The 20,423-nt window shown below is 73.2% G+C and carries 11 protein-coding genes and 1 pseudogene; 10 read left to right on the forward strand and 2 right to left on the reverse strand.

The genetic code is table 11. The features are described 5' to 3' along the window. The first annotated feature begins 281 nt into the window (after positions 1-281). The 7 genes from ACH4E7_RS02460 (at position 282) to ACH4E7_RS02490 (ending at position 12,962) form a co-directional block, all read left to right on the forward strand. Complete coding sequence (locus tag ACH4E7_RS02460) at positions 282-3,236, forward strand: putative bifunctional diguanylate cyclase/phosphodiesterase (RefSeq protein WP_396247154.1); 2,955 nt, start codon at positions 282-284, stop codon at positions 3,234-3,236. A 331-nt stretch (positions 3,237-3,567) separates the two neighbouring features. Beyond that, entirely contained in the window at positions 3,568-5,421 is a 1,854-nt protein-coding gene (locus tag ACH4E7_RS02465) for an acetolactate synthase large subunit (RefSeq protein ID WP_396247118.1), read from the forward strand. Positions 5,422-5,452: 31 nt separating this feature from the next. After that, a complete protein-coding gene (ilvN, locus tag ACH4E7_RS02470; protein WP_350744929.1) occupies positions 5,453-5,977 on the forward strand; it encodes an acetolactate synthase small subunit in 525 nt (174 codons plus the stop codon). 149 nt (positions 5,978-6,126) lie between these two features. After that, the gene (gene ilvC, locus ACH4E7_RS02475; protein WP_396247119.1) at positions 6,127-7,125 is read left to right on the forward strand and encodes a ketol-acid reductoisomerase; all 999 of its coding nucleotides are present in this window, start codon (positions 6,127-6,129) and stop codon (positions 7,123-7,125) included. Positions 7,126-7,372: 247 nt separating this feature from the next. Further along, positions 7,373-8,953, forward strand: a complete 1,581-nt coding sequence (gene serA / locus ACH4E7_RS02480) for a phosphoglycerate dehydrogenase (protein ID WP_396247155.1) — start codon at positions 7,373-7,375, stop codon at positions 8,951-8,953. Between the two features lie 287 nt (positions 8,954-9,240). Further along, complete coding sequence (locus ACH4E7_RS02485) at positions 9,241-9,402, forward strand: hypothetical protein (protein WP_396247120.1); 162 nt, start codon at positions 9,241-9,243, stop codon at positions 9,400-9,402. 218 nt (positions 9,403-9,620) lie between these two features. Next, positions 9,621-12,962 (forward strand): S8 family serine peptidase, encoded by a 3,342-nt coding sequence (locus ACH4E7_RS02490; RefSeq protein WP_396247121.1) that lies wholly within the window; start codon positions 9,621-9,623, stop codon positions 12,960-12,962. 61 nt (positions 12,963-13,023) lie between these two features. Here the strand turns inward: ACH4E7_RS02490 and ACH4E7_RS02495 are convergent, their stop codons facing one another. After that, complete coding sequence (locus ACH4E7_RS02495; protein ID WP_396247122.1) at positions 13,024-15,510, reverse strand: YfhO family protein; 2,487 nt, start codon at positions 15,508-15,510, stop codon at positions 13,024-13,026. 252 nt (positions 15,511-15,762) lie between these two features. Here ACH4E7_RS02495 and ACH4E7_RS02500 point away from each other — a divergent pair, with 252 nt between their 5' ends. From ACH4E7_RS02500 to cimA, 3 genes are all read left to right on the forward strand, one after another. Beyond that, positions 15,763-16,800 carry a 3-isopropylmalate dehydrogenase gene (locus ACH4E7_RS02500; RefSeq protein ID WP_396247123.1) on the forward strand — a complete coding sequence of 346 codons (1,038 nt, stop codon included), beginning with the start codon at positions 15,763-15,765 and terminating at the stop codon, positions 16,798-16,800. A gap of 211 nt (positions 16,801-17,011) precedes the next feature. Then, positions 17,012-18,124 (forward strand): branched-chain amino acid aminotransferase, encoded by a 1,113-nt coding sequence (locus ACH4E7_RS02505; RefSeq protein WP_355673899.1) that lies wholly within the window; start codon positions 17,012-17,014, stop codon positions 18,122-18,124. Between the two features lie 408 nt (positions 18,125-18,532). Continuing rightward, the gene (cimA, locus tag ACH4E7_RS02510; protein ID WP_396247124.1) at positions 18,533-20,137 is read left to right on the forward strand and encodes a citramalate synthase; all 1,605 of its coding nucleotides are present in this window, start codon (positions 18,533-18,535) and stop codon (positions 20,135-20,137) included. A gap of 192 nt (positions 20,138-20,329) precedes the next feature. On the opposite strand, the pseudogene ACH4E7_RS02515 reads toward cimA, so the two are convergent. Then, positions 20,330-20,423 (reverse strand): annotated as a pseudogene (locus ACH4E7_RS02515) (ATP-binding protein); the annotation flags it as partial.

Consider the following 20,423-nt stretch of genomic DNA (forward strand, 5'->3'; position numbering starts at 1 on the left):
GACGGAATTGGTGTAGGGTCCCGACCGGGAGCATCGGTGCGGTGCGGCGACCGGAAGGCCGTCCACCTCCTGGGTCACCGTCCTGACGGGGCGCCAGGCCACCGCGTACGGCCGAGAGGTGCGCGGCCGGTGGTCCGTGGCCGGGGCGCCAGGCTCCGGGCCGGAGGGGGAGAGGCCGAGTGAGCTCCACCGATACGGTGCTGCCCGGAGCCGGACGGCCGGACGTACCGCCCACCGACACGTCCGCCGTCGACCTGCCGGCACCCGCCCGGCGCGGCCCGATGCGCCGGCTGCTGGAGAGCCGCGCGCTGCCCGGCCTCGCCCTGGGCGGGCTCTGCCTGGCCTATGCGCTGGGCGCCGCCGTCGGCTGGGGGTCGAGTCAACTCTCCATCTTCATGGGTGACTTCGGCCTGGCCGCGGCTGCCCTCGCGGCCGCGCTGTCCTGCCTGGTGTACGGCTGCACGGTCGGCGGGCACGCCCGCCCGGCCTGGCTGCTGTTCGGCCTCTCCTCGCTCATGGTCGCCTTCGGCAACGGCACCTGGGGCTGGTACGAGCTGGTCGTGCGTACCCCGCTGCCGCGGGACTCGCTCGCCGCGTACGCCTTCCTGCTGTTCGCCCCGCTCGCCATCACCGGCGTCCTGGTGCTCGCCCAGCGCCCCCGCTCGGCGGCCGGCTGGCTCTGCCTGCTGCTGGACGGCTGGCTGATCGCCGGCTCGCTGTTCACCCTCAGCTGGAGCCTGGCGCTCGGCCGGATCGCGGCCGGCGAGGACGGCTCCCCGCTGTGCATCGCCCTCAACCTGGCCTACCCGGTGCTGGACATCCTGCTGGTCAGCCTGGTGGTGGGGCTGCGCTTCGGCGGCCGGGACGGCAACCGGGCGGCCGTGCACACCGCGATGCTGGCACTCGCCATCACCGTGTCGTGCGACGCCCTGTTCACCTCCCCGGAACTGCGCAGCGACTACCACTCCGGCGAACTGCTGGACGCCGGCTGGTTCTCCGGCAGCCTGCTGCTGGCATGGGCGCCGTGGTCCCCGCGCTGGCGCCGTCCGCTGCGCGAGCACCCCTCGGCCGGGGGCCTGCCGCGCCGCCGGGTGGCCACCACCTTCAGCGCGCTCACCCCGTACGCGGCCGCCGCCGTGTGCACCGCCGGAATCCTCTACAACGCTCTCGGCGGAAGCCAGTTGGACCGGGTGGTGGCCGCGGCCGCCTGCACCGTCGGGCTGGCACTGATCCTCAGGCAAGGCGTCATGCTGCTCGACAACCTGTCGCTGGCCCAGGAACTCGGCCACAAGGAGGCGCACTTCCGCTCCCTGGTGCAGGGCTCCAGCGACGTCATCATGATCGCCGGGGCCAACGGCGTGCTCTCGTACGTCTCCCCGGCCGCGCTCGGCGTCTACGGGCGGGACCCGGAGGAGCTGGTCGGCGGCAACCTGCTGGACCTGGTCCACCCCGAGGACGTGGACCGGGTGCTCTCCGAGGTCCGCCGCTACCTCGCGCGGGTGCGGCTCACCGCCCACCGCACCCCGGGCACCGCCGAGCTCTCGGCCCGGGTGGAGTGCCGGATCAGCTCCGGCGCCGGGGAGTGGCTGCACGTCGAGTCGACGGTCAGCCGGCACCGCGACGGCCTGCTGCTCAACAGTCGGGATGTCACCGAACGCGTCATGCTCCAGGCCCAGTTGCAGCACAACGCCTTCCACGACCCGCTCACCGACCTGCCCAACCGGGCACTGTTCACCCAGTGGCTGCGCGGCGCCCTCGGCGCCCGCGGCCAGCAGGGCGGGGCGGGCGCCGGGATCGCGGTGCTCTTCCTCGACCTGGACGGCTTCAAAGCGGTCAACGACTCCGCCGGCCACCAGGTCGGTGACGAGCTGCTGGTGCAGGCCGCCCGCCGGCTGCAGGGCGCGGTGCGCTGCGGGGACACCGTCGCCCGGTTCGGCGGCGACGAGTTCGCCGCGATGGTCTGCGGCCCGCTCGGCCGGCTGCAGGTCCAGGAGTTGGCCGACCGGCTGCGGGTCGCGCTCTCCGAGCCGTACTGGATCGGCGGCGCCGAGCTCAGCGTCGCCGCCAGCATCGGCATCGCCTTCGGCACCCCCGAGCGGGGCCCGGCCGCCGATCCCAGGGCCGCCGCCGACGAGTTGATGCGCAACGCCGACCTCGCGATGTACCGGGCCAAGTCCGAGGGCAAGGGCCGGGTGGTGCTCTACACCTCCGCCATGCGGGCCGACCTGGAGCGCCGCACCGAGCTGGAGGAGCGGCTGCGGGTGGCCGTCCGGGAGGGTGGCTTCACCCTGCTCCACCAGCCCGTGGTGGACCTCGGCAGCGGCGCGGTGGTCGGCGTCGAGGCCCAGGCCCGCTGGTGCTCGGTGGGCGGCCTGCTGCTCACCCCGGCCGAGTTCCTGCGCTCGGCCGAGCACGGCGACGCGGCCACCCGGTTCTCCCGCTGGCTGCTCCGCGAGGCGGTCGCGGCCGCCGCCGACCGGCGCGCCCTGGCCGCCCGGGGCTGTGGCGGGCCGGCGCCCGTCCCGGTGGCGGTACGGCTCTCCGCCGAGCGGCTCTGCTCGCCCGGCCTGTACGAGACGGTGGCCGCGGCGCTGCGCGACAGCGGACTGCCGGCCGACGAGCTGGTGATCGAGGTGGCCCGGATGGGCCCGGACTCGCTCGCCGACGAACTCGGCCGCCGGCTGGCCGCGCTGCGCCGGCTCGGTGTCTCCACCTGGCTGGCCGGCTACGGCGCCGGGAACGGCTCGCTGGGAGCCCTCGCCCGGCTGCCCTTCGACGGGCTCAAGTTGGACCGCACGCTGGTCCAGGACCTCGGTGAGTCCGCGCTCAGCAGAACCCTGGCCGGGCATGCTCTGCGGCTCGGCCACGACCTGGGGATGGCCACCGCCGCCGAGGGGGTGGACCTGCCCCGCCAGGTCGCCGTGCTGCAGGAGCTGGGCTGCCGCCAGGCCGAGGGCTCGGCCTTCGCCCCGCCGCTGGACGAGACCCGGCTGCGCCGGGCGCTGGCCCGCCGCGGCTACCCGCTGCCCAAGCCGCTCGGCTCGCTCTCCGCCCGTTGCGGCCACCCGGCCGGGGACACCCGGACGAGTGGCCGCACGGACGTCCAGGGAGGCCGTGTCGGAGATCACCGAGGAGCCTCCCAGTCGCACCAGGGGGCTTCCGACCTGCCCGAACGTCGCGCCGTCGCCGGTCCAGGGGCTGGTCCGCATGGCGAGACGGTGATCCCACCTGCTTGACACGCCACCCCGGACAGGAGGAAGGTCGTTGCCATGCGCACCCGAATTCTCGTACTTGGCGGGCGCGTCGGCTGAGTGGGCTCACACGCCCCGCTCGTGACAGACCGACGCGCCACCCCTCGCATGCCCTTGGGCACGAGGGGTTTTTTGTTGCACTGACGCTGTTCCACCCCCGCAAGACCCCTGGCCCGATTGCCCTGAGAAGTCCGATTCATCGGATTTGCGCGGGACGATTGAGGCAGAGCCGGCGATCGGCCCGGACCGGGACCCCACCCTCGCAGTAGCGGGGCCCGCAGCACCGGACCGGCAAAACCCGAGAAGAGACAGGCAGATGACTGAGCACGCCGCATCCCCCCGCCGCGGGGACAACCCGGCCGCCCACGCTCCCGCGCCCCAGCACGTCGCCGAGACCATGACCGGAGCCCAGTCGCTCATCCGCTCGCTTGAGGCCGTGGGCGCGGACACCGTCTTCGGCATTCCGGGCGGGGCCATCCTTCCCGCGTACGACCCGCTGATGGACTCCGCCAAGGTGCGCCACATCCTGGTCCGGCACGAGCAGGGCGCCGGCCACGCCGCCACCGGCTACGCCCAGGCCACCGGCCGGGTCGGGGTCTGCATGGCCACCTCCGGCCCCGGCGCGACCAACCTGGTCACCCCGATCGCCGACGCGTACATGGACTCCGTGCCGATGGTCGCGATCACCGGTCAGGTCGCCTCCAAGGCGATCGGCACCGACGCCTTCCAGGAGGCGGACATCTGCGGCATCACGATGCCGATCACCAAGCACAACTACCTGGTCACCGACCCGGCCGAGATCCCCCGGGTGATCGCCGAGGCCTTCCACATCGCCGCGACCGGCCGCCCCGGCCCGGTCCTGGTCGACATCGCCAAGGACGCCCTGCAGGCCACCACCACCTTCCGGTGGCCGGTCGAGGCCTCGCTGCCCGGCTACCGCCCGGTCACCAAGCCGCACGCCAAGCAGATCCGCGAGGCCGCGAAGATGCTGGTCAGCGCCAAGCGCCCGGTGCTCTACGTCGGCGGCGGCGTGATCAAGGCGCAGGCCACCGCCGAGCTGCGGATCCTCGCCGAGCTGACCGGCGCCCCGGTCGTCACCACTCTGATGGCGCTCGGGGCCTTCCCGGACAGCCACCCGCAGCACCTGGGCATGCCCGGCATGCACGGCTCCGTCCCGGCGGTCACCGCGCTGCAGAAGTCGGACCTGCTGTTCACCCTCGGCGCCCGCTTCGACGACCGGGTCACCGGCAAGCTGGACGGCTTCGCCCCGTACGCCAAGGTCGTGCACGCCGACATCGACCCGGCCGAGATCGGCAAGAACCGCCCGGCGGACGTGCCGATCGTCGGCGACGCCCGCGAGGTGCTGGCCGACCTGATCGTCGCCGTCCAGGCCGAGTTCGACGCCGGTCACAAGGGCGACTACTCGGAGTGGTGGGAGAAGCTCAACGAGTGGAAGAAGACCTACCCGCTGGGCTACGAGCCGGCCCCGAGCGGCCAGCTCTCCCCGCAGCAGGTCATCGAGCGGATCGGCCGGCTCGTCGGCCCGGACGCCATCTACGCCGCGGGCGTCGGCCAGCACCAGATGTGGAGCTCGCAGTACATCCGCTTCGAGAAGCCCGGCACCTGGCTCAACTCCGGCGGCGCCGGCACCATGGGCTACGCCGTCCCGGCGGCCATGGGCGCCAAGGCCGGCCGCCCGGAGAGCGCGGTCTGGGCCATCGACGGCGACGGCTGCTTCCAGATGACCAACCAGGAGCTGGTCACCTGCGCCCTGAACGGCATCCCGATCAAGGTCGCGATCATCAACAACGGCTCGCTGGGCATGGTCCGGCAGTGGCAGACGCTGTTCTACAACCAGCGCTACTCCAACACCGTGCTGCACTCGGGCCCCGACCACGACGGCATCGAGCCGCCGGCCCAGGGCACCCGGATCCCCGACTTCGTCCTGCTGTCCGAGGCGATGGGCTGCGTCGGCCTGCGCTGCGAGCGCCCCGAGGACCTGGACACGGTCATCAAGCAGGCGATGGAGATCAACGACCGCCCGGTCGTCATCGACTTCATCGTCCACCAGGACGCCATGGTCTGGCCGATGGTCGCGGCCGGCACCAGCAACGACGAGATCCAGTTCGCCAAGGGCGTCCGCCCCGACTTCGGCGACGATCTCGACTGACAGCCCCTATCCAGAACGACTGAGGAATCCCATGTCCAAGCACACCCTCTCCGTCCTGGTCGAGAACAAGCCCGGCGTGCTCGCCCGCATCGCCTCGCTGTTCTCCCGTCGGGGCTTCAACATCGACTCCCTCGCCGTCGGCCCGACCGAGCACCCGGACGTGTCCCGGATGACGATCGTGGTCAACGTCGAGGACCTCCCGCTGGAACAGGTCACCAAGCAGCTCAACAAGCTCGTGAACGTGATAAAGATCGTCGAACTCGACCAGTCCGCTGCGATCCAGCGGGAACTGGTCCTGGTGAAGGTCCGCGCCGACAACGAGACCCGGTCGCAGATCGTCGAGATCGTCCAGCTGTTCCGAGCCAAGACCGTCGACGTGTCACCCGAAGCGGTGACGATCGAGGCCACTGGCAGCTCGGACAAGCTGGAGGCCATGCTCCGGATGCTGGAGCCTTACGGCATCAAGGAGTTGGTCCAGTCCGGCCTGGTCGCCATCGGCCGCGGCGCCCGTTCCATCACGGACCGGTCGCTGCGCGCCCTCGACCGCAGCGCCTGAGCAAGCGCCGTCTCGCCCACCCGTCGCCCGTCACCGCCCTTCCAAGGGCGCCGGCGAGCGGCACCCCTTACGCAACGACCCACACCCCGCCGGCGCGCATACGGTAGGAACCGCGCACCCGGCACCAACACGCAAGGAGATGTGCCCCCGTGGCCGAGCTGTTCTACGAAGACGACGCCGACCTGTCCATCATCCAGGGCCGCAAGGTCGCGGTCATCGGCTACGGCAGCCAGGGTCACGCCCACGCGCTGTCCCTGCGCGACTCCGGCGCCGATGTCCGGGTCGGCCTGAAGCCCGAGTCCAAGTCCCGTGCCAAGGCCGAGGAGGCCGGCCTGCGCGTGGTCACCCCGGCCGAGGCGGCGGCCGAGGCCGACGTCATCATGATCCTGGTGCCGGACCCGATCCAGGCCGACGTCTACGAGGCCGACATCGCCCCGCACCTGAAGGCCGGCGACGCCCTGTTCTTCGGCCACGGCCTGAACATCCGCTTCGGCTTCATCAAGCCCCCGGCGGACGTCGACGTCTGCATGGTCGCCCCGAAGGGCCCGGGCCACCTGGTCCGCCGCCAGTACGAGGAGGGCCGCGGCGTCCCGGCGATCGTGGCCGTCGAGCAGGACGCCTCGGGCAACGCGTTCGCCCTGGCGCTGTCGTACGCCAAGGGCCTGGGCGCCACCAAGGCCGGCGTCATCAAGACCACCTTCACCGAGGAGACCGAGACCGACCTGTTCGGTGAGCAGGCCGTCCTCTGCGGTGGCACCGCGGCCCTGGTGAAGGCCGGGTTCGAGACCCTGGTCGAGGCCGGCTACCAGCCGGAGATCGCCTACTTCGAGTGCCTGCACGAGCTGAAGCTCATCGTCGACCTGATGTACGAGGGCGGCCTGGAGAAGATGCGCTGGTCGGTCTCCGAGACCGCCGAGTGGGGCGACTACGTCACCGGCCCGCGCATCATCACGGCCGACACCAAGGCCGCGATGAAGCAGGTCCTCGCCGAGATCCAGGACGGCACCTTCGCCAACACCTGGATCGCCGAGTACAAGGCGGGCCTGCCCAAGTACAACGAGTACAAGAAGGCCGACGAGGACCACCTGCTGGAGACCACCGGCAAGAAGCTGCGCTCGCTGATGAGCTGGGTCAACGAGAAGGCCTGAGCCTCTTCGCCCCGTAGCCCTGATCCCACAGGGCCCTTGTACAAGTAGGCTGCTCCCGTCCGGGTGATTTCGCCGGACGGGAGCAGCCTGGTACCAAGCCCGTCGATACACTTCCGAGTGCGCGTCAGGCCCACAGCGTCGTGCGTCTACCTACGCGGCATGCCACCTTCCCCGCCCTCCACGCCACCTACGTGTGCCCGGGGAACCGGACAGTTAAGGACACACTGTCGTGAGCACTGCGACCACTGTGAAAACTGGCGTCGTCCTGATCGCCGAAGAGCTTTCGCCCGCCACCGTCGACGCCCTCGGCCCCGACTTCGAGATCCGCCACTGCAACGGCGCCGACCGCACCGAGCTGCTCACCGCGATCGCCGACGTGGACGCGATCCTGATCCGTTCCGCCACCAAGGTCGACGCCGAGGCGCTGGCCGCCGCCCGCAAGCTCAAGGTGGTCGCCCGGGCCGGCGTCGGCCTGGACAACGTGGACGTCGCCGCCGCCACCAAGGCCGGCGTGATGGTCGTCAACGCGCCGACCTCGAACATCGTCACCGCCGCCGAGCTGGCCTGCGGCCTGCTGATCTCCGTCGCCCGTAACATCGCGCCGGCCAACGCCGCGCTCAAGCAGGGTGAGTGGAAGCGCAACAAGTACACCGGCGTCGAGCTGAGTGAGAAGATCCTCGGCGTGGTCGGCCTCGGCCGGATCGGTGTCCTGGTCGCCCAGCGGATGTCCGCGTTCGGGATGAAGATCGTCGCGTACGACCCCTACATCCAGGCCGCCCGCGCCGCGCAGATGGGCGTCAAGCTGGTCTCGCTGGAGGAGCTGCTGGAGGTCTCGGACTTCATCACCGTCCACCTCCCCAAGACCCCCGAGACCATCGGCCTGATCGGCGACGAGGCGCTGCACAAGGTCAAGCCGACCGTGCGCATCGTCAACGCCGCCCGCGGCGGCATCGTGGACGAGGAGGCGCTCGCCAGCGCCCTGAGCGAGGGCCGGGTGGCCGGCGCGGGCCTGGACGTGTACGCCAAGGAGCCGTGCACCGACTCCCCGCTGTTCGCCTTCGACAACGTGGTCGCCACCCCGCACCTGGGCGCCTCCACCGACGAGGCGCAGGAGAAGGCCGGCATCGCGGTCGCCAGGTCGGTGCGCCTCGCGCTGGCCGGCGAGCTGGTACCGGACGCCGTCAACGTCCAGGGCGGTGTGATCGCCGAGGACGTGCGCCCGGGTCTGCCACTGGCCGAGAAGCTCGGCCGGATCTTCACCGCACTGGCCGGCGAGGTGGCCGTCCGCCTGGACGTCGAGGTCCGCGGCGAGATCACCCAGCACGACGTGAAGGTGCTCGAACTGTCCGCGCTGAAGGGCGTGTTCGAGGACGTGGTGGCGGAGACGGTGTCCTACGTCAACGCCCCGCTGTTCGCCCAGGAGCGCGGCGTCGAGGTCCGTCTGACCACCTCCAGCGAGAGCCCCGAGCACCGCAACGTGATCACCGTGCGCGGCACCCTCGCGAACGGCGAGGAGATCGCGATCTCCGGCACGCTGTCCGGTCCGAAGCAGACCCAGAAGATCGTCGGCGTGGACGCCTTCGACGTGGACGTGGCGCTCACCGACCACATGGCCTTCTTCAAGTACGAGGACCGCCCCGGCGTGGTCGGCGTGCTCGGCCGCCACCTGGGCGACGCGGGCATCAACATCGCGGGCATGCAGGTCGCCCGGGACGGCGGCGGCGCCCTCGCCTCCATCACCGTGGACAGCGAGATCCCCCAGGACGTGCTGACGGCGATCGCCGCCGAGATCGGCGCCCGCTTCGCGCGCTCGGTCGACCTGGGCTGATCCCACCGGCCTGAGCAGGGCCCGGACCGCCGTTCGCACGGTGGTCCGGGCCCTGCTGCGTTCTCCCGGGCGGCCCCCGTCTCAGATACTAGGAAATCCAAGTATTCGTGCAGACACGGCCGGGGCGGGGCCTTACCGTAGAAGAGCCATACGGTGTGCCGCCCCTGTAGCCAGGGCGCGCGGCCCGTATGCGCGTGCGCCATCACGAGCAGGCGATCCCTGCTCCCGCGCGTACCCATCTCCCCCTCCGCGCCTGCTTTCGCGGCGCCGCTTCCAAGGAGCCCGGTATGCCCGCCACCGCCGACCGCCACGCCACTTCCGCCCCCGCCGCCGCCCCCGTCCGCGCCCCGCGCCGTCGCCGGGCCGCCGAGCGGAACCCCTTCGCCGCCGCCGCCCTGCAGCGCTCGCTCGACCGCCGCGACAACGGCGGCGTGACCGGCCACAGCTGATCGTCGACGCCGGTGGCGTTCATCGGCCTACTGGGCCGATCGGGCTGACACCAGGTCACTCGGTCGGGTGCAACTCGGCTCCGTCCGGGGGAAGTTGCTCGCCCCAGCCGGCGCGATCATCCTAATTTGGGGCCCCCGGAAGGGTGATCGACGTCCGCGCGGGCGGGCGTCAGCGACACGGTGTGCGGATCAGTCCCCCTGCCGGGGGAGAGGGCCCAGTGCGTCTGCCACCCGTCCGCCGACCGATCGCCCGGATCGGCCTCACCCTGGTCCTGTTGGCAGGGGCCGCCGCGCTCGCCGCCACCCCGGCGGCCGGCGACCCGTCCGCCGCCGGACCGCCGGGCGAGGGCCGTACCGCCTCCGTCCTGCTCGAACTCACCACCGAGGCGGCCGGCCCCGCCTGGCGGCATGCCACCGAGACGGCCCGGCGGGCCCAGCGCTCGCCGGAGGCCGTCCGCCGGGAGGCCGCCCGGGTCGGAGCCGCCCAGCGGGCCCGGGCCGGGGACGCGCTCGACCGGATCGCCGACGCCGTCCACCGGGCCGCGCCCGCCGCCCGCGAGCTCTACCGCACCCGCACCCTGTTCACCGGCCTCGCGGTCAGTGCGCCCGCCGAGCGGCTGCCCGCGCTGCGGGCGCTGCCCGGCGTCCAGGCCGTCCACCCGATCGTGAACAAGCAGCGTGACAACGCCTACTCCGTGCCGCTGACCGGCGCCCCGAAGGTCTGGGAGGGTGACCAGGCCCTCGCCGGGAACACCGGTCAGGGCGTCCGGATCGGGATCATCGACAGCGGTATCGACTACACCCACGCCGACTTCGGCGGCCCCGGCACCGAGGAGGCGTTCCGCTCGGTCGAGCGCGGCAAGCCCGCGCCCGCCGCGCTGTTCCCCACCGTCAAGGTGGTCGGCGGCAAGGACCTGGTCGGCGACGACTACAACCCCGACCCGTCCTCCCCGCAGTACCAGCCGGTCCCGCACCCCAGCGACAACCCGATCGACTGCGTGCGCAACGGACACGGCACCCACGTCGCCGGGACGGCGGCCGGGTACGGCGTCACCGCCGACGGCCGTCCGTACGCCGGCCCGTACCGGCCCGGGCTCGACCCGGCCTCGTTCAAGATCGGCCCCGGTGCCGCCCCCGGCGCGCAGCTGTACGGCATCCGGGTGTTCGGCTGCGACGGCGCCACCGACCGGCTCGCCCAGGCGCTCGACCTGGCCGCCGACCCCAACGGCGACGGCGACCTCGGCGACCGGCTCGACGTGGTCAACCTCTCGCTCGGCAGCCGCTTCGGCAGCCCCGACGACGCCGACGCGCTGGCCGTCGACAAGCTCGCCGCGCTCGGCACCGCGGTGGTCGCGGCCGCGGGCAACGAGGGCGACGTCTACGGCATCGGCGGCAGCCCCGGCACCGCCGCCCGGGCCATCACCGTCGCCGCCTCCGTGCACGGTCACGCCGACGTGGACGGCATCACCGTGCTCGCCCCCGCCGCGCTCGCCGGGGTGGTCCCCGGCCACTGGAGCGAGCGCTACCAGGGCTGGTCCACCGCCGACGTGAGCGGCGCGCTCGCCCTGCCCGTCGACCAGGCGGACGGCTGCACCGCCTTCAGTGAGGCGGACAAGCAACGGCTGAAGGGCAGGATCGCGCTGCTCACCTGGCGCACCGGCGAGGCCGACCGGGCCTGCAACTCCGGCCCGCGCGCCGACCACGCCGCCGACGCCGGGGCGATCGGCGCGCTCTACGCCGCCGACAGCGACCATCTGGCCGAGATCTCGGGCGACGACCGGATCCCGGCCGTGCTGCTCGCCCACACCGACGGCGACAGGCTGCTGAAGGCCGCGACCGCCGGGGACGTCCGGGTCCGGCTCGCCGCGCCCGGCAACCGGCTGCACGGCTCGGTCTCCCAGAACCAGCCGTCCCGGGCCGACACCCTCACCGACTTCAGCTCCCGGGGCATCGGCGTGCCCGGGGTGGTCAAGCCCGACCTCGCCGCCCCGGGCGAGACCATCTGGTCCGCCCTGGTCGGCAGCGGCAGCGGCGGCCAGCGCGAGAACGGCACCTCGATGGCCACCCCGCACGTCGCCGGACTGGCGGCGCTGGTCCGCGCCGCGCACCGGGACTGGCCGGTCGAGCAGGTCAAGGCCGCACTGATGAACACCAGCACCGACACCTGGCTCGGCGACGGCCACACCGGGCCGGTCTACGGGCCCGAGCGCACCGGAGCCGGCCGGGCCCAGGTCGACCGGGCGGTCCGGACGCCGGTGGTCGCCTACGCGGCGGGGGAGGGCGCCGAGGCGGGCAGCGTCGGGGTCTCCTTCGGGCCGGTCGGGATCGGCGGGCCGACCGCGCTCGGCCGGGAGATCGAGCTGCGCAACCACTCGGCCTCGAACCTCAGTTACCGCACCGGATACGCGGCCGCGACCGAACTCCCGGGTGCTTCCTACCAGGTGACGCCCGCGCAGGTGGACGTGCCGGCGGGCGGTACCGCACGGGTGAAGGTCACGCTGTCCGTACCGGGGGAGTTGGGCCGTACGCCCGACCCGACCATCGACACCCTGCAGGGCGGCAAGGCGCGCAGCTACCGCGGCGAGCTCTCCGGACGGGTGCTGTTCAGCCCGGTCGGCGACGCGGCGCTGCCGCAGCTGCGGGTCCCGGTGTTCGCCGCCCCGCGCCCGGCGAGCGACCTCGCGGTGACGGCCTCCGTCCGGACCGCCCGGCACGGCACCCTGGTCACGCTCGGCGGCACCGCGGCGCCGGGCGGGCGGCCCGGACTGGTCACCGCCCTCGCGCTCGGCGGCGAGGCCGCCCGCTGGCCCGACTGCCCGCCCGGCGGCGGCAAGGCGGTCGGCCCCGGCTCCGGCATCCGGCCCGAGGGTGCCGCGGAGTCGGCCGAGCACCCGCAGGACGTCTGTGCCGAGCACCCCGGCGACCGGGCCGCCAACCTGCGGGCGGCGGGGGCGGCCGTCGACGCCGACCGGCTTTACGTGGGCGTGCGGCTCTGGGCCCCGGCGGCGACGCCGGTCGGGCTGTACGGGGTGCGGGTGTCGCTGGACACCGACGGGGACGGCGTCACCGACGTGATCCTCAAGGCCGACCGGCTGCGCGGCAGCGACGTCCTGGTCTCCCGCGCCCTGGACGCCCGCACCGGCGACGAGCTGGACGTCCAGCCGCTCAACGCCCACTGGGGCGACACCGACACCGAGCTGCTGGACAGCGACGTCCTGGTCCTCCCGGTCCGGCTGGGCGCCCTCCCGGGCGTCAAGCCCGGCCACAGCACCGTCCACTACGGGGTCTGGACCAGCGTCGCCGCCCCGGGCAAGCCCGACCCGGTCGACTCCTACTCCGCCATCGGCCTGCGTGGCACCCGCCCCACCGTCCCGTTGGACGTCCTGCACCCGGCCCTCGCCGTCCAGGCCGTCCTCACCGGCCCCACCACCGTGGTGGCCCCGGCCGGCCCGGGCACCGTCCTCGACGTGCACCGGACGAAGGGCGACACCTCCCGGCTCCTGCTGCTCTACCACCTCAACCCCGCGGACCGCAGGGCCCAGGTGGTCACCCTGCCGTGATCCGTGAGGACGTGATCCGTGGGTAGGGGGCGGCCCGCCGGACGCGGCGGGCCGCCCCTCGTCACGTCCCGTCGGAGGCCCGGGCGGCCAGGCGGCGGGTGCGCCGGGGGGTGCGGGTGGGGCGGCGGGTGAGTCGGGCGAAGACGGCGACCAGGGCCAGCACCGCGGTGGTGGCGGAGCTGACGGTGAGGCCCTCGGTGAGGCCGGGCGGGCGGAAGGCGCAGGTGAGGCGGGAGGCGCCGGTGCCGAGGGGGACGCCGATCATGCCGAGGACGGGGGTGGGGGCGCCGACGCGGCCGCCGTCGACGGCGCAGCTCCAGCCCTCGGTGGCGGGGACGGAGAGCAGGGCGGTGCCGGTCGAGCCGGCCGGGAGGGCCGCGGTGAGGGTGTGGCCGCCGGCCGAGACACGGGTGGCGCCGGTGGCGGTGAGACGGGCGACGGCGGCCTCCAGGGCGCCGGCCCGCAGACAGCCGATCGGGCGGGCCGGGACCTGGCTGACCACGTCCGACCGCAGGGTCACCCGGACCGTCCCGTCCGCCGGGACGGTCCCCAGCCGGTGGATCGCCACCGCCGTGGTGGGCTGCTCGCCGTCGCTGCGGTAGCTGGTGCCCAGGCCGCTGACCGTGCCCCGGTACCAGACCCCGTGGAAGTAGGCCGTTCCGCCCGGGGCGCAGTTCGCGGTGAACACCGTGCCCTCGGCGCCGGGCGGTACCGACCAGCCGCTGGTGCCGTGCAGGGTGGGCACCGGGCCGCTGGCCGGGGTGGGCAGCGGGGCGTCGTACACCTGGCTGCCGAGCAGCGACTCCTGCCGGGACCAGACCGAGGAGGTGTCCGGCCGGGCGCCCGGCGGCAGCACGGTGACCAGCGGCGGCGCGGCGGCCCGTCCGGGGGTGAAGCCGTACGGGGGCGGGCCGTCGTCCAGGTGGGCGCGGACCGCGAACAGCGCCTGCCCGACCGGGTCGGTGACGCTGGTGGTCTGCCGTCCGCCGGCCGTCCAGCCGGCACCGAGGTCGTGCAGCAGCAGGGCCGCGACGGTCGGCAGGTAGCTGCTGAAGTAGCCGCCGCCCTGGCCGTCCAGCAGCAGCGGGTCGTTGGTGCCGAAGGCGTGCGGGCCGGGGTCGCTGCGTCCGGCGGGCCAGTCGACGGCCCCGCGGACGGCCGCGTACCCGGCGCGGACGGCGGCCGGGGAGGCGGTGTCGGCGGTGGCCGCGCCGAACGCCGCGTACCCGGACCAGACGGCGTTGCCGAGTACCGCGCCGCCGAGCACCCAGGTGGCGACGGTGTTCGCCCGGCGGTCGGTGTGCCGGCGTTCCAGCACCCAGAGCGCGGCCAGCAGGACGACGCCGCCGACGCCCAGCAGCACCCAGGTGGCGGTGCGGACCGAGTTCCGGCTCGCCGCCAGTCCGGCGATCACCGCGACCACGGCGGCGCCGCCCAGCAGGGTGAGTCCGTCCGGCCGGTGCGCCAGCGACACCCAGCCGGCCAGCACCAGCAGCCCGCTGAGCACGAAGGCGACCCGGTACGGCCCGCCGGCCGGGATCGCCAGGCCGTGCCAGACCAGCACGGTCGGGGTCCAGAGGAAGCTGAGGACGACCAGCACCAGGGCCACGCACCAGACCGCCCGTTCGCGGATCCGCACCCGCCGGTTGAACGGCAGCCCGCACACCAGCAGGAGCCCGAGCACCCCGATCGCGAGGTCCGGCAGCGGCCGCCCGCCCTGGGTGGTGGGCAGCAGCCGGGCGAGATGGTTGCCGAGCCCGGCCGGGCCGAGCGGCTGCACCGGGGACTCGGGCTGGGCGTTGCGCGCGGCGCGGATCGCGACGAACAGCACGGGGGAGGCCAGCAGCACCCCGGTGGTGGTCACGGTGACGGCCCGGCCGGTGGCCCGGACCCGGTGCCGGAACGGCCGCGGGGTGGCGAACATGCGGACGGCGAACAGGAGTCCGGCCATCAGGGTGGCCAACGCGGCGGTGTACAGGTTTCCCGCCCAGGCGAGGGCCACGCACAGGGAGCCGGCCACCCAGCGCCGCTCGCGCAGGCACCAGTCCCCGACCAGGCCGAGCAGCGGCAGCGAGACCAGCCCCCAGAGCCACATCGGCGCGGCCCCGCCCACGTCCAGCACCCAGGCGCAGAGCCCGTACCCGACGGCGGCGAGCGCCCGCAGCCAGCGGGGGCCGGGGTGCAGCCGGCCGAGCAGATGGGCCATCAGGGCGGTGCCGAGGCCGATGGTGGCCAGCGCGACCAGGAAGACGGCGAGCCGCCCCTGGTCGCGGGGGAGCAGGGCGGTCAGCCAGGAGAAGGGGTTCATCAGGTAGGCGAAGAAGTCCGCCAGGAAGGGGACGCCGTAGCCGCTGTTCCAGTTGAACAGCACGTCCCCGGCGGCCCGTCCGCGCAGCAGGTCCCACAGGTGCGCGTGGTACGGCACGGCGACCTCGCCCGCCCCGGTCGGCCACCGCCCGCGCAGCCCGGCCGCGAGCGCGTACCCGCTCATCGCCAGCCCGGCCGCACCCCCGCAGGCCAGCACCTCCCGCCGCCGCTCGGTCCTCACGTACGTGCCCCGTTTCTGCCAGGAACCCCGGATCACGCCACCCTAGGGCCTGCCTTGTGGATCTTGTCGGATCACGCCGCGGGCCCGGCAGGGATCCGCGAGGCGGGCCCTGTGCGCACCCCCGGCGCACTCTCGGCCACGCGCGCCCCGTCGAAGGGGTGACGCACCGTCGGGCGCGTGGTCGTCATCCGAACGTGTCCGAATACTGGACGTGAGGTGTCAGAAGCTGGGACGGCGGAGTAGGGTCCGAGCATGTCTCGCACCATTCGTCTCGCAGTTGTCCCGGGTGACGGCATCGGCCAGGAAGTGGTGGCCGAAGGTCTGAAGGTCCTGGAGGCCGCGCTTCCCGCCGATGTGAAGCTGGAGACCACCGAGTACGACCTCGGCGCCCGGCGCTACCACCGGACCGGGGAGACGCTGCCGGACAGCGTGCTGACCGAGCTGAAGGCCTTCGACGCGATCCTGCTGGGCGCCATCGGTGACCCGAGCGTGCCGTCCGGGGTGCTGGAGCGGGGTCTGCTGCTCAAGCTGCGGTTCGCCTTCGACCACCACATCAACCTGCGGCCGGGCCGGCTGTTCCCCGGCGTGAAGTCCGCGCTGGCGGGCGACCCCCGGATCGACTTCGTGGTCGTCCGCGAGGGCACCGAGGGCCCGTACGTCGGCAACGGCGGCTCGCTGCGCACCGGTACCCCGCACGAGGTGGCCACCGAGGTCAGCCTGAACACCGCGTTCGGCATCGAGCGCGTGGTGCGCGACGCCTACCGCCGGGCCCAGGCGCGGCCGCGCAAGAAGCTCACCCTGGTGCACAAGAACAACGTGCTGGTGCACGCCGGGCACCTGTGGTCGCGGATCTTCGCCGAGGTCGGCGCGGAGTTCCCGGAGGTCACCACCGAGTACCTGCACGTCGACGCGGCCACCATCCACCTGGTCACCCAGCCGGAGCGCTTCGACGTCATCGTCACCGACAACCTGTTCGGCGACATCCTGACCGACCTGGCCGCCGCCGTGACCGGTGGTATCGGCCTCGCCGCGAGCGGCAACATCAACCCGAGCGGCGAGTACCCGGCCATGTTCGAGCCGGTGCACGGCTCGGCGCCGGACATCGCCGGCCAGGGCAAGGCCGATCCGACCGCCACCGTGCTGTCGGTCGCCATGCTGCTGGAGCACCTCGGCTACACGGCCGAGGCCGCCAAGGTGGAGTCCGCCGTCGCGGCGGACCTCGCCGAGCGCGCCGGCACCCGTTCCACGTCCGAGGTCGGCGACGCGCTCGCCGCCCGAGTATCCGGCTGACGGGCCGGACCCAAAGAGGTTCGGCCAGGTGGGCCGGACCGCATAACCGCAGCTTGCAGCTCCCCAAGGAGTCGGCGGCTGTTCGGCACGGCCCTCTGGATGCGAGTATCGACAGTGGGCCGTGCCGTCGTGCGTTCGTTCCGGCGTTGGATCGCCGTGACGTTCTTCCGGTGGGGCGGTCCGAACCAACCCCACGGTGAAGGAAACAGCCATGAGCACGCCCACCCAGGCGCCCATCACGTTCGACCTCAAGCCCTCCGCCCACCCGCTGTCCGCAGCGGAGCGCGAGGCCCGGCTGACCAACCCCGGCTTCGGCCGCGTCTTCACCGACCACATGGTCACCATCCGCTGGACCGAGGGCCGCGGCTGGCACGACGCCCAGCTGGTCCCGTACGCGCCGGTGGAGATGGACCCGGCGAACATGACGCTGCACTACGGCCAGGCGATCTTCGAGGGCCTGAAGGCCTACCGCCAGACCGACGGCTCGATCGCGACCTTCCGCCCGGAGGCCAACGCCCTGCGCTTCCAGGCCTCCGCGCGCCGCCTGGCGATGCCGGAGCTGCCGGTCGAGGCCTTCGTCGAGGCCGTCGAGCTGCTGGTCCAGCAGGAGCGGGAGTGGGTCCCGAACGAGCCGGAGCAGAGCCTGTACCTGCGTCCGTTCATGTTCGCCACCGAGGTCGGCCTGGGCGTCCGCCCGGCGAACTCCTACCTGTTCATGATCATCGCCTCCCCGGCCGGCGCCTACTTCCAGGGCGGCATCAAGCCGGTCTCGGTCTGGCTGTCCAAGGAGTACGTCCGGGCCGCCCCCGGCGGCACCGGCGCCGCCAAGTGCGCGGGCAACTACGCGGCCTCGCTGGTCGCCCAGGCCCAGGCCGCCGAGAAGGGCTGCGACCAGGTGGTCTGGCTCGACGCCGCCGAGCACCGGTGGGTCGAGGAGATGGGCGGCATGAACCTGTACTTCGTCTTCGGCGAGGGCGAGGACGCCAGGATCGTGACCCCGGAGCTGTCCGGCGCGCTGCTGCCCGGCATCACCCGTGACTCGCTGCTGCGCCTGGCCTCCGACCTCGGCTACGCGGTCGAGGAGCGGAAGATCTCCACCGACGAGTGGCAGCAGGCCAACGCCGACGGCACCCTCACCGAGGTCTTCGCCTGCGGCACCGCCGCCGTCATCACCCCGGTCGGCTCGGTCAAGTCCGCCGCCGCCGACTGGACCGTCGGCACCGGCGAGCCCGGCCCGATCACCATGGAGCTGCGCCGGGCCCTGCTCGCCATCCAGGGCGGCCAGGCTCCCGACACCCACGGCTGGCTGCACAAGATCGTCTGATCCGAGGAGCGCCCCACCGCCCCCGGCCCGCCACGTATCGCATCGCGAGACGGGCGGGCCGGATCCCGGAAGCTGTGTCAGACTGCGAGCGTGTCCTCGCTTTCGCTGATCATTAGCAGCAGGCGCGCCGGTCCGCAGTGACCGCTTCCGCAGGACCCGATGCGGAGCGACCACGAGCGTCCAGACCCGCGCGCAGACCTCTCGCACCCGCGAGGGGTCTTTTGCTTTTCGGGCGCAGCCCCACGGACACCGTGGGCACAGCCCCGTCGAGCACAGCACCCGGACCGGCCGAGAGCCCCCACGAAGGGCTCGGGGACACCCGGGCCGCGCGCGGGATCCTGGACAGTGGAGCCGGGACGAGAATCCGGCAGAGCAGTACGAACCTCCCCGAACGGAGAACCAGGGGTCATGACCGAGGTCAGCCGTACCGACGACAGTTTCCACGTGTTCGACACCACGCTGCGCGACGGCGCGCAGCGCGAGGGCATCAACCTGACGGTGGCGGACAAGCTGGCCATCGCCCGGCACCTGGACGAGTTCGGGGTCGGCTTCATCGAGGGCGGCTGGCCCGGGGCCAACCCGCGCGACACCGAGTTCTTCGCCCGCGCCGCCGCCGAGCTGGAGCTGCGCAACGCCCGACTGGTGGCCTTCGGCGCCACCCGCCGAGCGGGCGGCAAGGCGGCCGACGACCCGCAGCTGGCCGCGCTGGTCGCCTCCGGAGCGCCCGTGGTGACCCTGGTCGCCAAGGCGCACGACAGGCACGTGGAGCTGGCGCTGCGCACCACGCTGGACGAGAACCTGGAGATGATCCGGGACAGCGTCGAGTTCCTGCGCGCCCAGGGCCGACGGGTCTTCATCGACTGCGAGCACTTCTTCGACGGCTACCGGGCCAACCGCGAGTACGCCCTCGCGGTGGTCCGCGCCGCGCACCAGGCCGGGGCAGACGTGGTGGTGCTGTGCGACACCAACGGCGGGATGCTGCCGGCTGGTGTCCGGGAGACCGTCGCCGACGTGATCGCCGCGACCGGCGCCCGGATCGGCGTGCACGCCCAGGACGACACCGGCTGCGCGGTGGCCAACACCCTGGCCGCGGTGGACGCCGGCGCGACCCACGTGCAGTGCACCGCCAACGGCTACGGCGAGCGGGTCGGCAACGCCAACCTGTTCCCGGTGGTCGGCGCGCTGGAGCTCAAGTACGACCGGCGGGTGCTGCCCGAGGGCCGGCTGACCGAGATGACCCGGATCTCGCACGCGATCGCCGAGCTGGTCAACCTGGCCCCGTCCACCCACCAGCCGTACGTCGGCTTCTCGGCCTTCGCCCACAAGGCGGGCCTGCACGCCTCCGCGATCAAGGTCGACCCGGACCTGTACCAGCACATCGACCCCGAGCTGGTCGGCAACACCATGCGGATGCTGGTCTCCGACATGGCCGGCCGGGCCTCGGTCGAGCTCAAGGGCAAGGAACTCGGCTACGACCTCTCCACCGACCGCGACCTGGCCGGCCGGGTGGTGGCCAGGGTCAAGGAGCAGGAGAGCCTCGGCTACACCTACGAGTCCGCCGACGCCTCCTTCGAGCTGCTGCTGCGCGACGAGGTGCGCGGCAGCCGGGAGCGCTTCTACACCCTGGAGTCCTGGCGGACCATCAGCGAGCAGGGCCCGAACGGGGTTTCGGGCAACGAGGCGACCGTCAAGCTGTGGGCCAAGGGCGAGCGCCGGATCGCCACCGGTGAGGGCAACGGCCCGGTCAACGCGCTGGACCAGGCGCTGCGGACGGCCCTGGAGGGCATCTACCCGCCGCTGGCCGCCTTCGAGTTGGTGGACTACAAGGTCCGCATCCTGGAGGGCCAGCACGGCACCGGCTCGAAGACCCGGGTGCTGATCGAGTCCACCGACGGCACCACCACCTGGTCCACCGTCGGCGTCGCCGACAACGTGATCGCCGCCTCCTGGCTGGCACTTGAGGACGCGTACACCTACGGCCTGATCCGCGCGGGGCTGGAGCCGGCCGAGTAGCCGCCCCGAACCCGCCGACGGCCCGCGGGACTTCGCGAAGTCCCGCGGGCCGGGGCTGCTACTCGCGCGCTCGCCTCCGGGGTGCTCCGGATCCGGTGCCGACGGTCGGCGGGCGCTTCGCCACCTCCTTCGTCGGCGGCTCGGCCCTTCTTCCTTTCGGAGCCGGCGCGCCCCTTCAGCTCGGCGCGGGTGTCAGCGGAGCCGGGCGAGCAGGGCGTGTTCGACGAGGGTGATGAGGGCGCTCTTGGCGCTGTCGCGGCGGCGGGCGTCCAGGGTGATGACCGGG

Origin of the sequence: Kitasatospora sp. NPDC018058, from assembly GCF_044327205.1 — a bacterium.
In the GTDB taxonomy this organism is placed as follows: domain Bacteria; phylum Actinomycetota; class Actinomycetes; order Streptomycetales; family Streptomycetaceae; genus Kitasatospora.